This window comes from Nocardiopsis sp. iso_186, assembly GCF_056173365.1.
On sequence record NZ_CM149670.1, the window covers coordinates 884,459 to 898,532 of the forward strand.

At 68.7% G+C, this 14,074-nt stretch carries 11 protein-coding genes; 2 read left to right on the plus strand and 9 right to left on the minus strand.

The genetic code is table 11. The features are described 5' to 3' along the window. Nucleotides 1-23: 23 nt before the first annotated feature. The 5 genes from AC0VYP_RS03975 to AC0VYP_RS03995 all read right to left on the minus strand — a co-directional run bounded on the left by AC0VYP_RS03975 (nucleotide 24) and on the right by AC0VYP_RS03995 (nucleotide 5,146). Complete coding sequence (locus AC0VYP_RS03975) at nucleotides 24-1,031, minus strand: coiled-coil domain-containing protein (RefSeq protein WP_475472546.1); 1,008 nt, start codon at nucleotides 1,029-1,031, stop codon at nucleotides 24-26. Nucleotides 1,032-1,179: 148 nt separating this feature from the next. Then, nucleotides 1,180-1,728: a peptide deformylase gene (gene def, locus AC0VYP_RS03980; RefSeq protein ID WP_475472547.1), complete on the minus strand. Its 549-nt coding sequence runs from the start codon at nucleotides 1,726-1,728 to the stop codon at nucleotides 1,180-1,182. A 69-nt stretch (nucleotides 1,729-1,797) separates the two neighbouring features. After that, a complete protein-coding gene (locus AC0VYP_RS03985) occupies nucleotides 1,798-2,607 on the minus strand; it encodes a nucleotidyltransferase domain-containing protein (protein WP_285761989.1) in 810 nt (269 codons plus the stop codon). A 213-nt stretch (nucleotides 2,608-2,820) separates the two neighbouring features. Next, nucleotides 2,821-3,672: an MHYT domain-containing protein gene (locus AC0VYP_RS03990; RefSeq protein ID WP_475472549.1), complete on the minus strand. Its 852-nt coding sequence runs from the start codon at nucleotides 3,670-3,672 to the stop codon at nucleotides 2,821-2,823. A 190-nt stretch (nucleotides 3,673-3,862) separates the two neighbouring features. Beyond that, nucleotides 3,863-5,146, minus strand: a complete 1,284-nt coding sequence (locus AC0VYP_RS03995; protein ID WP_475472551.1) for a phosphotransferase — start codon at nucleotides 5,144-5,146, stop codon at nucleotides 3,863-3,865. Nucleotides 5,147-6,115: 969 nt separating this feature from the next. On the opposite strand from AC0VYP_RS03995, the gene AC0VYP_RS04000 reads away from it, so the two are divergent. Beyond that, a complete protein-coding gene (locus tag AC0VYP_RS04000) occupies nucleotides 6,116-6,796 on the plus strand; it encodes a sirohydrochlorin chelatase (RefSeq protein ID WP_475472553.1) in 681 nt (226 codons plus the stop codon). Between the two features lie 459 nt (nucleotides 6,797-7,255). Further along, the gene (locus AC0VYP_RS04005) at nucleotides 7,256-8,176 is read left to right on the plus strand and encodes an aminoglycoside phosphotransferase family protein (RefSeq protein ID WP_475472555.1); all 921 of its coding nucleotides are present in this window, start codon (nucleotides 7,256-7,258) and stop codon (nucleotides 8,174-8,176) included. Between the two features lie 144 nt (nucleotides 8,177-8,320). Here the strand turns inward: AC0VYP_RS04005 and AC0VYP_RS04010 are convergent, their stop codons facing one another. From AC0VYP_RS04010 to AC0VYP_RS04025, 4 genes are all read right to left on the minus strand, one after another. Next, the gene (locus tag AC0VYP_RS04010; RefSeq protein ID WP_285761909.1) at nucleotides 8,321-9,007 is read right to left on the minus strand and encodes a response regulator; all 687 of its coding nucleotides are present in this window, start codon (nucleotides 9,005-9,007) and stop codon (nucleotides 8,321-8,323) included. Then, nucleotides 9,007-11,547, minus strand: coding sequence for an ATP-binding protein (locus AC0VYP_RS04015; RefSeq protein WP_285761910.1), 2,541 nt, complete (start codon nucleotides 11,545-11,547; stop codon nucleotides 9,007-9,009). Before AC0VYP_RS04015 ends, AC0VYP_RS04010 begins: the two co-directional genes overlap by 1 nt. 62 nt (nucleotides 11,548-11,609) lie before the next feature. Beyond that, complete coding sequence (locus AC0VYP_RS04020) at nucleotides 11,610-12,383, minus strand: protein phosphatase 2C domain-containing protein (protein ID WP_285761911.1); 774 nt, start codon at nucleotides 12,381-12,383, stop codon at nucleotides 11,610-11,612. Between the two features lie 699 nt (nucleotides 12,384-13,082). Continuing rightward, nucleotides 13,083-13,961 (minus strand): SCO6745 family protein, encoded by an 879-nt coding sequence (locus AC0VYP_RS04025; RefSeq protein WP_285761912.1) that lies wholly within the window; start codon nucleotides 13,959-13,961, stop codon nucleotides 13,083-13,085. Nucleotides 13,962-14,074: the final 113 nt, after the last annotated feature.

A 14,074-nucleotide genomic window follows, 5' to 3' on the forward strand; every position in this document is an offset into this window, starting at 1 on the left:
GGCGGGCGCACACGGCGCCGTCTCTAGTAGGAAGAGACGTGCGGGTGGTCGTAGTGGTTCTGGGTGATGCTGCCCCGGTCCGACATCGGCTTCCAGCCGGCGCCGGGGTTGCGGGAGTCCCAGATCTTCTGTTCCCAGATCACGTACATCACGCCGAGGCGGTCGGCGTTGTTCTTGGCGTACTCGGCGATCTGGGTGCCCAACTGCTGGTTCGCCGCGCTGGGCGCCGCACCACCGGCGCTCATCATGAAGTCGCAGGCGCGTCCGGACCCGTGCTCGCCGGAGTCGCCGGGGCGCAGGCAGCCCACGGGGTAGGGAGCGCCGAACTCGCCGATGATCTCGTCGCGGATGGCCGCCATCCGTGGGGTCACGCCGTCGAAACCGGGGCCCCGCGCACTGTCGGGAACAGACCCGTTGCCGCTCCCGCCACCGCTGCCACCGCCGCCGGCGGCGGGCTCGGGTACCTGCTCGGCCTCGTACTTCGCGATTTTTTCCTTGACCTCGTCGCGCTGGCCCTTCAGCTCGTTGACCAGTTCCTTGGCCTCCTTGAGCTTGCTCTTGGCCTCCTTGTCGGCCTCCTCGGCCTCGACCTGCACCTCTTGAAGGTTGCTGACCCGGGAGCCGTTGCTGTGCGAGATCTGGCCGAGCAGGGCTGCGTCGCCGAGCATGTCGTCGGGCGAGCTGCTCAACGCGATCTCGATGGAGGGGTCGAGTCCGCTGCTCTTGTACTGGGCCGCGGCGAGGCTGGCCACGCTTCCACGCGAGGACTTCAGTCGGCGCTCGATTTTCTCCAGCTTGGCCTCGGCCTTTTCGGCCTCCTGCTTCGCGCTGGTGTACTGGCGAAGCTCGCCGTCGTACTCCTCTTCCAGCGTCTCGGCCTGCTCGTTGAGTTCTTCGAGGGTGATTTCCTCGTCTTCCGGGTCGGCGTGCGCGGTGGCCGGCAGTGCGACCAGCGCCGCGGTGAGCAGCGCGGTGACGACGGCGCCGCGACGGCGGGCACGCGTGAAGACGGGTTCGTGGTTTCTGATCACAGTGAGTTGCTCCGTGGGGCGGACCTGTGGCCTCGCTTCGAAGGGGCGAATAGTTCCGGTGGGCCACGTGATGCTTCAGCAGACCCTACGAGATCTCCCCGTTATCTGCCTAGTCGGTGTCCTAATTTGTGACCTTAAAAGTCCGAAACTACCCCAAACCACCAAAAGCTGACGGGAGAGCACTGGGGGCCGGCGCCTGCGTGCGCAGGAACCACTCGGCCCTGCGGACCTCGCCCATCGCCTCCCTGCGGCTGTCCCGGTCCAGCCGGTCGAGGTAGAGCATGCCGTCGAGGTGATCGGTCTCATGCTGGAGGCAGCGTGCCAGCAGCCCACTGCCCTTTACGGTGACGGGTTCGTTGCGCAGGTTGACTCCGTTGACCACGGCATACTGCGAGCGCTTGGTGGGGTACCAGAGCCCGGGTACGGAGAGGCAGCCTTCGTTGCCGTCCTGGATTTCTTCCGAGCGCTCCACGACCACGGGGTTGATCACGTAACCGATGTCACCCTCGACGCTATAGCTGAACGCGCGCAGCCCGACCCCGATCTGGGTGGCGGCGACCCCTGCCCGGCCAGGGGCGTCAACGGTGTCCAAAAGGTCGCGGACCAGGGCTTCGGTATGACGATCGAACGTGGTGATCGGGGTTGTCGGCGCGGTGAGGACGGGCTCGCCGAAGAGGACGATGGGGCGCTTGGTCATGGCTCACAGGTTAGCCCCGCCGGATCGGCCGGAGACTGCGGCGATCGAGGGCGAGCGGGCGCAACGGCGTCAGGCCGGACTGGTGGCCAACGCGTCGTCCAGCACCATCTCGATGTAGTCCAGTGCCGCACGCCGCCGTGCCAGCGCGTTCTCGTACAGCGAGGGCAGCGCCGAGTTCCGGCGTACGCGTAGGCACTCGTTGACAATGCGTTCCCAGCGGTCGGGGAAGGCGTGCAGCGCGTAGAAGCCGGCCCCCGATTTCGAGGTGATCTCCCCGGTGCGCAGGGTGAAGTGCAGCCGGCTCACACTGAGCACGCTCCAGGACGGGGCCAGCGACCCCAGGGCGGCCAGGCCGCGCGGTGTGACCAGGCGTCCGGCCTTGGCCCGCCAGCGTCGCCAGTGCTGGTCGAGGCTGCCCAGCGACCATGCCTGCAGGCTTGCGCGCTCGTCCCAGACGTCCAGTTCGAGCGGGTGCGGTCCGCGGACGGGGACTCCGCGCTCGGCGAGCACGTGCCAGGTCACCGGGTTGACGTCGGCACCCGCCCTGGTCCGGAAACGCCCGCCCAGCACCGAGGCCACCGGCCCACAGTGCTGAGGGTCGTGGGTGAGGTCGTCCCAGGCCACGTGGATACCGTTGAACTGGGGGTGGGGGAACCGGGACCGCATCCTGGAGTGCACCCGCCGCAGCGCGGCGTTCTGGGCACAGTCCAGGCGCTGACGGGTCACCACCACGAAGTCAACGTCGCTGGTCCGGGGCCGGTAATCGCCAAGGGCCACCGAACCGGTGAGGTAGAGGCCTTCGACCAGGCCGGGCGCCTCCTGGTCGGCATCGAGGAGGAAGGCCTCCGCCACAGTTCGCGCCTGCGGGTGGACAGCCATCGTCAACTCCAGTTCGATCCGGTGGTGGCGGGTGCCATCGGTCGGGGTGGCTGGTGACGGGCACATCGGCCGACTCGTCAGGGCGGCCCCGCGGCCCCGCGTCTTTACCCAACAGTGTGGGAGCCGAGCCTGCCGATGGCAAGTGAACGCGGTCGAACCGCACCCGTTCACCCCATCGATGGTGGTGCACGCACCACCATCGGGACGCGTGGGTCAGCGCCGTTCGTGCCGGCCACCGGAAGCGCCGGGCGAGAAGGAGGCGTCGCCGTCGAGGGCCGCTGAGGTGAGCCGGTTCAACTCGGCGGTCACCCGCTGTTCCTCGGCGACCTCCTCCGCGCTCGGGGACAGGATGACGACGAGTGCCAACAGCACCGAGAACACGGTCAGGGCCACACTGAGCGGAACGAAGACGTCTGACGCTCCAGCGCCGTCCAGCGCCGTCAGCGCCGCGGTCGTCCCGGTGTGGGCTTCAACCCCCATGCCCAGCATTCCCACGTAGTGCATCGAGGAGACGGCGACGCCCATCACCAGCGCCGCGCCGACGGTGGCCAGCTTGCCCCGTACGTTCAGGATCGCCCACAGCGCGGCGGTCGCCGCCACGACAGCGATCACCACCGCAACGGCCACGAACACGTAGTCGTGCGTCAGGTGACCGTTGAGCCGCATCGAGGCCACGCCCGTGTAGTGCATGCCCGCCACCCCCAGGCCGGTGATCGTGCCGGCGAGCAGCAGTGATTTGGCGCTCTGGTCCAGCAGGGTCACCATGGTGAGTCCGACGCCCACGAATGCGGTCGCCAGCAGCGCGCTGAGGACGGTGAGCAGCATGTCGTAGCGGATGGAGACGCCCGGGGCGCCGAAGCCGACCATCGCGATGAAGTGCATCGCCCAGATCCCGGTGAAACCGATGGAGATCGCGCCGACTCCGAGCCAGACCCACCGGATCGCACCCTCTCCAGTTCGCGCCCTTGAGGTTGCTGCCAGCCCGAGCAGTGACCCGACGAACGAGACCAGGTAGGCCAGGCCCGGAGTCACGAAGCCATAAGAGAAATGCTGGATTTCCTGCATTAGCTCATCACGTTTCTTGGGGGAAGGGACTAAAGTCTTTTTTGCTGATTACCGTGAGTAAACGCAGTCGTTGATTAAGAAATGAATTCTTTTTGGACTCAAAACAAAATCAATGACTTGACTTGCGGAAACATTGACTCGCTGCGAGTGGCTGTGAGCGGTGTGCAATGCCGACCGACACGGAGCGGAATCAGTCCGCTGCCAGTAGCTCCTCGGCCAGCCCGACCATGGACTCCGCTCGCGTGTCCCAGTTGGGCGCGCCGGTGCAGAAGGGCTCCCCGGCCCGACGCAGTAATGAGGCTGCGGTGAATACCCCGAGGCCGCGTCGCACCGCCAATGCCAGATCCGGTGTCGATTCGTCCACGTAGCCCGCAAGAAGCGGCCCCAGGGTCGCAGTCGGGTCGGTTCCCATCGCGCGCCCGTGGAGGTAATCGGCCGCCGCGAAGTCGGCGAGATCCGAGGCGGGATGTGCCATGCGCACCCGGTCCAGGTTGACCAGGGCCAGGCCCTGCTCGCCGCGCACCACCTGCTCGGCGCGGAAGTCGCCGTGCGACAGTACCTGCGGGGCCGCCAGGCTCCGCAACGCCTCCCCGCACCGCCGTGCGACCGCCTCCGCCCGGGCTGCCAAGCCGGGGAGGATGCCGGCCAGGACGGTGGCGGCGGCCACCGGCGCCCCGGAAGCGTCGGACCGGGAGAGTTCCCGCGGTGGTGTCACGGCATGGATCCGGGCGAGGAGCCCGCCGGCTTCGCGAAGAGCCTCCTCGCGTTCTCCCGTCACCCGGTCCAGCGGTTCGCCCGGTGTCCAGCTCAGTGCCAGCAGTCCGTACCGGCTCACCCGGACCAGGTCCGGTACCGGTAGCCCGGCTGCCGCCAGCGCCAGGTAGGCGGCGACGTTGACGCTGCCGGCATAGGCGCGGACCACGTGTCGCGGTGTGTGCCAGGCGTCGTTGACGCGCCCCACCCAGCGTCGTCCCGGTTGGTAGGCGAGGGTGTGCACCGAACTTCCCGGCCCTGCCGCGAAACCGTGTGGGCTGGATGCGAAGTGCCGGGCCGCGGGAACGGAGCGGTCGTCCACCGGGGGGCCAATTACCACGCCGGTGGCGGGGTCGTTGAGCGGTCCGCGCAGTCGGGGGTTGACGAGAGCGTTCACGTCCACCGAGTGTGCTCCCGGCTGTGGAGCCCATCTGCGCGCGTAGTCGGCCTCCTCGGCGATCCGAGTACCGCTGTCCCCTGCCGAGAACGCACGCGCGAAGGCCCACTCGGGACCGCTCGGGTAGTCGAGCACCAGCCCCGCGGTCAACCGGACGCCCGGTTGATAGTGCAGGTAGGCCGCGCGTGCGGCGGACGGTCGCTCGACGCCGCGAGGAAGTAGCGCGTGGACCGCGTCCAGAACGGCCGTGGGGTCGAGCAGCACGCCCAGTCCGGGGATCCCGGGGTCGCGGCGGATCAGTTCGTCATGGGCGCTTTGGGCCACCAGCACTCCTCCTGTGTTCGTCCCGGCCCGCCGGCAGGGCGCGCCACTGTGTCCTGACCGGGGTCTTCCTGGCAACGCGGTCGGTCAACCCTCCGGGGATCACCTACTGTTGCTCCGCGTATCACCGCCTGGCCGTCCCAGATCCCCGTCGTCGATCCGTTGTGCCAGTTCAGCGAGGTTGTGTGGTTGTCGCTCGCCATGATCGACGCCGTCGTGCCCCCATTACTCCTGTCGGGCACGGCCGGTTGTGGCCGATCGTTCTCGGCTCCCTACTGACCAGGTGCGTACCGGTCAAGCGCCCGGATGTGCCGCGAAGAAGCCGCTTGCCGGGGCAGCGCGTGAAACGGTTCCCATCGCTAGTCGTTTCCCAAGGTGAATCAGCTCGGTTAAATCCCGAGAAGGCTGATAACTGCCCGCTGACCTGCGATAAGCCGGTTGCCAGAGGGGTGGGGAATTGCTGGTGGGGCTGGGGTGAATTCTTTGAGTTTCCGCTAATTTGCGATCCGACCGTGGGAGAAAATGTTAAATCGTGGTCGCAGATGGGTATTTTCAAGTTCCCCGGCGCCGTTCTTGGCAATGGCGAACGCCTGTCGGCCGGAATCTCTCTAGAGAGGTTGGTAATTAGGAGTGCTCAGGTCCTCCATTGCCCCAGTGGGGCTGGGTTCGGCTTTAGGGAGAACGCGTGTCGAGTGATCGGCGTAACATCCCTGTGATCTGGAAAAGCCAATTGCTCTCGGTTATCCTCAGCGGAGTGCGGTTGTTCGGTGCAGGTAGAGCGGGTGGGATTCCTCTCGTTTCCGCGCCAGAGTGGTCGCGCAAACGGTCTTTCGCGGTCCCTTTGAACAGGGTTGATGTTGTCATTGCACGCTGTTTTCACGTGTGTAACACGGCTTCATTCGTGTGAAACCCCTGCTCATTAGCCTCGGCATTAACGAGCAGGGGTACTCGGTGGTTTTGGAGGAGGCGGATATGGTCCCGACCATGGTTCTCGTAGCAGACGGTTCACGTGACGCGCATCGCAAGGAGGCGCTGCGCGACCTGGCCGACGCTGTAGCCGAACGCGGGGAGGCCCCCGTGCTGACGGCCTTTGGTACTCGTGCTGAACTCCAGGCCACGGTGGAGGCCGTCAACGGTCCCCTGGTGGCGGTCCCCGCCTTCCTCGCCGGCGGGGACATGGCCAGCGCACAACTGTTCGCCGAGCTCAACATCGCCGACCGCTTCGACGCCTGCGCAACCGCGCCGCTGGGAGCGGTCCCCTCGATCGTCGCCAAGCTCGTGGGCCGACTGCGTGCCGCGGGCTGGCGTTCCGGGGACGGTGTCGTCCTCGCGGCCGACGCCGGCCCCGGCAACGACGACCGCCGCCAGGTGACCGATGTCGCCCGCATGCTGAGCCGCCGCGTCCAGGCCCCGGTCCAGATCGGCTATCTCAACGCCTGGGCGCCCTCGGTCTCCGATGCCGTGGACCGGCTGCGCCGCAACGGCCACCAGCGGGTCGCCGTCGCCACCTGGCAGCTGGTGGAGGGGGCGGACCTCGACCGCCTTCGCGACATCGGTGCCACGAGCGTCACCGCCCCGCTTGGGCCCTCCCCGGTCGTCATCGACACCCTGCTGGCACAGCACCGTGCGGCGAAGGCCAGGCTTGCCGCCTGACCCCGTGCTTCGGTCGGTCATGGGAACGCCGACCGGGGATCAGCGCCGCGCCCTCGCCAGAGGAAAGCACGCGGTACCCCGCGTGGTCCGGCTCGAACCGAGCCGGACCCGTCGCGTGCAAACGGCAACGACGACGTGCCCGGTTCCGTGGACAGGAGCCGGCCGTGACCCGGTGCACGGTTTCCGCTGCCCCGATCTTCCGGCAGGCGACGCGGACCGGTGGCACGCCGTTGAGGAACGAGCAGGGGCCGGAGTGGGCCCGCCGAACCACCGTGTACCCACCGGTCGCCCTGTACGGGCCGGTCCGGGCCGGGGGCTCGCGCGTACACGGCTGCATTTCCGCCGCGCTGACCAGGTCACTGATGGTTCGTACGTCAAGCCGAACCCCGGTGACGTGCGTGATTTCCCCAAGACGGGGAAGCAGGGGTACTGGTACGGAGAGGTCACAGGGTGGGTTGTATGAACGACGTCGCAGCGCAATTGATCGACAGTGGGCAGCGGGACCGGATCGTTCGCAGATTCGGTGCAGGGGCGCTCAACTGGCTCGAAGGGCTTCCGGCGCGAGCCCAGGAGTTGGCCGACGACTGGGAGCTGACCCTTCTGGGAGCGGCCCCGCACGGGCAGACCTCGGTGGTGGTGCGCTGCCGACAGTCCGACGGTTCGGCGGCCATCCTCAAGCTGTCCCCGGACCCCGCGTTGATCGCTATGGAGGGTCGCACCCTCGGTCTGTGGGCGCCCACCCGGAGGGTGCCCGACGTCTACCGGGTGGATCCCCGCCGTGGCGGTCTGCTCATGGAGGCCATCGAACCGGGTGACAGCATCGCTCAGGGCGGTGTGCTCCCGCCGCTCACCGATATCGGTGAGCTCATCGCCGAACTGCACTCCGTCCCTGCTCCTGAGTCGGTGCTGCGGGAGATGTATCCGCTGGATATCCGGATCAACTTCGTCTTCGAGCTCTGGGAGCGCAGGCGCGCAGAAGGACCGGCCGCCGAAGTCGTCCCCGCGTCGATGGTCCACCACGGGCACGCGCTCGCCCGTGCACTGGCCTGCGCCAGGGAGAACGTCGTTCCCCTGCACGGTGACCTGCACCCGGGCAACGTCCTGGTGGGCGGGCCGGAGCGTGGTCTCGTCGCCGTCGATCCGCGCGGATGCGTGGGGGACCCGGCCGCCGACGCCGTCAACTGGGCGGTGTGGCGTGCGGCGTCGGTGGGTGAGGTGCGGGAGCGGGTCGAGATCCTCGCCCCGGCGATCGGTGTGCCGCCCAAACGCCTCATGGACTGGTGCCGGGCCCTCGCCCCACTACTCGCCGTCGGCCTTGCCGACAAGGAGCAGACCGCGACCCCGGAATACGCCGCTGTCGTCGAGCTCGCCGAGTCGTAGCGCTGGAGGAACCGGATCCCGCCGAGCCGCCCGGCCCCGGGCGGGCCGGCCTTCCCCCGCGGACAGGAGCGGCCCTCCGAGGACCGGGACGGTTCCCTTGCCGGACAGCGCGCACGGGCCCCCTGAGGCGACCGACGTCAACGGTCACTCCCTCTTCTCGAATCGATACCCCATCCCCGCCTCGGTGATCAGGTAACGCGGTCGGGCAGGGTCGGGTTCGAGCTTGCGGCGCAGCTGGGCCAGATAGACCCGCAGGTAATTGGTCTCGCTCTGGTAAGCGGGGCCCCACACTTCGCGCAGCAGCTGTCGTTGACTGATCAGCAGCCCACTGTTGCGGACGAGGATCTCCAGGATGTGCCACTCGGTGGGAGTCAACCGGATCTCCGTTGCCGGCTGCCCCGCGCGCAGCACCTTTTTCGCGTTCAGGTCCACCGTGAACGCCGCTGTACGCACCATGGGGGCCTCCGCCACCGGGGCCGCGCGCCGTGCCGCCGCACGCATCCGTGCCAACAACTCGTCCATGCCGAAGGGCTTGGTCACGTAGTCGTCGGCTCCGGCGTCCAGCGCCCGGACCTTCTCCGCGGCGGAATGCCGTGCCGAGAGCACGATGATGGGCATCGTGGACCAACCGCGCAGCCTCTCGATCACCGCCATCCCGTCCATATCGGGCAGGCCCAGGTCCAGGAGCACGACATCGGGAGGACACCTGCTCGCGGAGGCCAACGCGCCCGCGCCGTCGGCCGCCGTGTCCACCTCATAGCCGTGTGCCCGAAGGTTGATGCGCATGGCGCGCACGATCTGGGTGTCGTCGTCCACGACCAGAATCCGCATCAGTCGCTCCCGGACACGGGGCGCGCATCGCCCGTAAGCAGTGCGAAGACCATCGTCAGTCCTCCGCCGGGCGTGTCCTCGGCGACCAGCGAGCCGTCCATCGCCTCGGTGAAGCCGCGGGCCACGGCCAGCCCCAATCCGATTCCGGTTCCCCTCGGGGTGTCGCCCAGCCGTTGGAACGCCTCGAAGATCCGTTCCTTGGACTCGTCGGGGACACCGGGGCCGTGGTCGCCCACGCGCAGCTCCACGATCGCCCCGAGGACGCTGGCGGAGACCCGCACCGGTGCCGCCCCCGCCGGATTGTGCCGTACCGCGTTCTCCACCACGTTGGCCACGGCCCGCTCCAGCAGGCCGGAGTCGCAGCGCACCCGGGCCAGCTGCTCGGGGACGTCCACGGACACCAGCTCCTGGGGGACTCCGATGAGTGCCCTGGGGACGACCTCCTCCAGCCCTACCTCCTTGAACTGCGGGCACACGGAGTCGGTCTGTAGGCGGCTCATGTCCAACAGGTTGTCGATGAGCCCGTTCAGCCGATCGGTGGACTCCTCGATTGTTTCCAGCAGCTCTGTTCGGTCGGCCTCGTCCAGTGCGATGTCGGTCGCACGCAAGCTGGACACACTGGCTTTGACCGAGGTCAACGGGGTACGCAGATCATGCGACACGGCGGCCAGCAAAGCCGTCCGGATCCGGTTGCCCGCGGCCTGACGACGCGCCTCCGCCGCGTCCCGGGTCAGGCGCTGGCGCTCCAGCACGATTCCCACGCTTGTGGCGAAGGCGCTCAGGACCCGGCGGTCCGACGCCGGGAGGACGTGTCCGCGCAGTCCCAGCGCCAGGGAGTCGCTCACCGACACCAGCGCGTCGGCCTGCCCGGGATCGGTGCACGGCTCCGGTCCGGTCGAGTCAACCACTCGCCACTGGCCGTTCTCCCCCTGCTCCAGCAGGGCGGCCGAACGCTGCCCGAAGGTTTCGCGGACCCGCCCCAGGAGGGCGGGGACCGGTTCGTCGCCATCGAGGACGCTGCTCGCCAACAGGCTCAGCGCGCCAGCCTCCGCCCGGGCGAGCGCGGCCTGGGCCGAGCGTCGCGCGGCCAGATCCACCACAACCGCCACGGTTGCCCCCACGATCACCGATGCGACCAGTGCGGCGGCGTTGTCCAGCAGCGGAACCGTCAGGGTCCCCGAGGGCGCGCTGAAGAAGAGGGCGAGCAGCACCGTGTTCCACGTCGCGCTGAACAGGGCCGGCCACAGACCGCCGGCCAGTGCCACCGCAACGGTGACCAGCAGGTGCAGCAGGATGTTGGTCGTCGTGTCGAGCAGGTTCAGCGGTGGGACGCGCAGCGCCAGGGTCACCACGACCGGAAGAACCACGGCCAGCAGCCAGCCCCACACGGTGCGATTGCGACCCAACCCGCCTCCGAGAATCGAGAGCGGCCCCCGGCCGCGGCCGGCATGCTCGTGGCCCACCATGTGCACGTCGATGTCTTCGGCGTCACGCGATACCACGGCGCCCACTCCGGGACCGAAGAGGTATTGCCACCCTCTCCTGCGCGACGACCCGAGAACGATCTGCGTGGCGTTGACGCCCCGCGCGAACTCCAACAGCGAAGCGGCGACGTTGTCGCCGATGACCTGGTGATATCCGCCGCCCAGTTCGGAGAGCAGTCGCTGCTGCGCCCTCAGCGTCTCCGGTGGGGTGCGTGCCAGTTCGTCGCTGGACACCACGTGCACCGCCATGAGCTGGCTGGGCTGGGGGCGGCCTCCGGGAGACCGGGCGGCGATCCGGGCGGCCCGTCGGATCAACGTCTCCCCTTCGGGGCCGCCGGTGAGCGCCACCACCACCCGCTCTCGGGCCTCCCAGGTCAGCCGGATGTTGTGCGCACCCCGGTAACGGGCCAATCCCTCGTCCACACGGTCGGCCACCCACAACAGCGCCAGTTCGCGCAGTGCGGTCAGGTTGCCTTCGCGGAAGTAGTTGGACAGTGCCGCGTCCACCTTGTCGGCGGAGTAGACGTTGCCGTGCGACATTCGCCTGCGCAGTGCAGTGGGGGACATGTCGCACAGCTCGATCTGGTCGGCGCGGCGCACCACGTCGTCGGGCACGGTCTCCTGCTGGTACACGCCGGTGATCTGCTGCGCCACGTCGGTGAGCGACTCCAGGTGGTGCACGTTCACCGTGGAGATCACGTCGATTCCGGCGTCCAGCAACTCCTCCACGTCCTGCCAGCGCTTGGCGTTGCGCGAGCCGGAGGAGTTGGTGCGGGCGATCTCGTCCACGACCGCGACCGCGGGACGGCGTGCGATCAGCGCGTCCAGGTCCAGTTCACCGACGGCCCCCTTGCGTTCCACGCGGCGCGCCAGTACTTCGAGCCCATCGAGCAGCTCGGCCGTCTGGACGCGCCCGTGTGTCTCGGCGAGGCCGACCACGACGTCGGCGCCCCGCTCGCGGCGCCGGCGGGCCTCGCCCAGCGCCGCGTAGGTCTTGCCGACACCGGGGGCAGCGCCCAGGTAGATGCGTAGTCGTCCGCGTGCCACGGTACTCATTCCACACGGTTTCCCTGGGCAGCGCCACATCGGATGCCGACGGGTGCGTCGAAGGGCAGTACTCAGCCGCCGAGCGGCGCCAGACTGCGGACGGGCTGCGCGGCCAGGCGGGCGTGCAGCGCGGTGGCATCGTCGTGCACTTTGCCAAGAGGGACGCCTTTGCTGCGTTCCTCTGCGCGGACCCAGTCCACGAGTGCCTTCGGCCCACGCACCCGGAGATGGTTCCACACCGCCTCCCAGCTGTGGCCGTAGTACTCCACCAGCCGGGTGCAGCCGTCCGACAACAGCGCGAACTCGTTGGTCCGGACCGTTCCCGTCACCGCCTCGTAGGCTGCTTCCGGTGCGGTGCTGGCCACCCAGAAGCCCCCCGGGGTGTTACGGGAGGCGCGCACCAGTTGCCGCGGGTAGGGGCGGCCTCCCGGCAGCCGGTCCACCCGGGTGTCGCTGACCGCGCGGACGCCACCGTCCTCCAGCGCGAACAGCACGGCGGAATCGGCCAGCACCAGATAGTCCAATCCCTGGTCGCTGTGCCGTGCCAACGCCGCCGTCGCCGAGGGACTGTCAGGGTTGGCCAGGTCGCAGTGGCCGCCATGTGCGTACCGCACACGCGAGATCGCGCACGCCAGCACGTCGGCCAGGGACATATCGGTGTCCATGAGGGCCTGCAGTGATTCGGAGAGCCGGTCCACCAGCCAGGTGACGCCGTGAATGCAGCCGCTCTCCACGCCGGACGGCGCGGTCGCTCCGTCCAGAACGAACGCCCACTCCCCGGCCGCGGCGACGCGGTCTTCGTTGTATGCGCCGACTCCGCGTTTGCTGGTCTGTCGCACTCGCATGGGCCCCTCGTTTCACATCTGTGACAGGAGCACCACGATTGGGCGCCCTCTTACGCCGTTGAGTTGGGATGAGCTTCCCCGGGCGGGGGACAGCCGCCGTGGCCAGGACGGCGACGACCGTTCGTGGGACGTTTTCGTCCAGGTCACTGCCCTGTACGCCGGTGGCGGGCAGCAGTTGACGCCGACCGGCGGTGCTGGTGCGAGCCGGTCGGCTCGGTGCGCCGTACTCGCGGCAGCGGCTGTGCGGCCCGTTCCCGGCCGCCGCTGGGATACAGCGGGGCTCTGGCCGGGGGACGTTGACATTGCGCGGGTGTTTCGCACCGCGCGCTTTCTCGCGCAGGATGGCGGATTTGCCGACTTCTGGCGCAAAGGGGGCACGTTTGACCAGGTGACCGCGGTTCCCAGTGTCTCAGGCCGGGATTCGCGAGACTAGGAGAATGCTCTGTTACCCCAGGTTTTGATGAGAACGAAGTGGCGAGAGGGGAGAGTTGCCCGCTATCGCCGAACAGGGGAGTGAGCGGCGCCATACGGAGAGTTCGGGATACCGGCAGCGCGCAAGGGGCCACCTGTGGGAAGGGACGAAAACCCCGGCGGCCCCGCCGCGGGACGGACACCCTGAGACGTTGCCTCAGGACCTGCGGCGGGGAGCGGGAGAGGGCGACGATTCCCGGGTGATCGAGGGACGCGGGCCCGCTGCGCTCAGCGGCGCCGGGTGCCCGGCAGGATCTTGGCGGCGACGATGGCCGAGACCAGCGGCGCGGCCAGGGTGATCAACCGTTCGCACCCCGCGCTGCCCAGCGCGGCATAGGGCGCCAGGGCCAGTGAGTCGGTGTGTGCCTCGATCTCCTCGCGCTGCCCCAGCCCGGCCTCGGTGAGCACGGTGGAGCCGTCATAGGCCGATGCGACCATGCCCCGAGCCGCCAACCGGTCGGTGGCGGCGGCCCACTCGTCGGTGCTCCAGGCCCTGGTCACACGCAGCGCCCGGGCATTCGCCCGGCCCGTCGCTGCGTGGGTCACCAGTGATTCCACCGGGTCGAGGCCGGCCAGTAGGAGCGCCGCCAAGTGCCCGTCCCCGCGGAACTCGCGCAACAGGGTCTGGGCGTGCCACAGCACCAGGTGCGGTTCCTCGGGCCACTCCAGTTCCGCGTACGCCCCGAACAGGGTGCGGCCCTGGGAGTGACGGCCGGCCTCCAGGGCCGCCGTGCGGGCCAGCTCCGCGGCCTCTGCGAGGCCCTCGGAGAAGAGGACCTTCTCCTCGGCCATCGAACGCAGGGCGGTGTCTGCCGCCTTCACCCTGGTCCTGATCACGGTTCGGGGAGAGGCCAGCGTCCACGCCCGCGGCACGGCCTCGGCGACAAGGACGGGGTTGAAGTTGTAGAAGGCCGATGTCACCGGTCCGGCGCCCACCGCACCGAGGGGCGCCGAGCGTGACGCGAAGTACCCCATGACCGTCGGCTCCAGGCCGATCGCCTCGTACGCCGCGCTTGCCTCCGGCGCGAAGTAGATCATCGTGTGAACAGGTTCGAGCGCTGCCCATGCCTTGCGCGCCTGGGCTGCTGTCGGTGCCGACGTGCTCATTGTCGCCTCCATCGGTTCCTGCCGCGGTGTCCGTGATGACCAGTGGCCACCAAACGTCATCATGCCGAACGGCGTTCTGGTCGAGGAGACGGCCCTGGCGCATCCGTGGATCG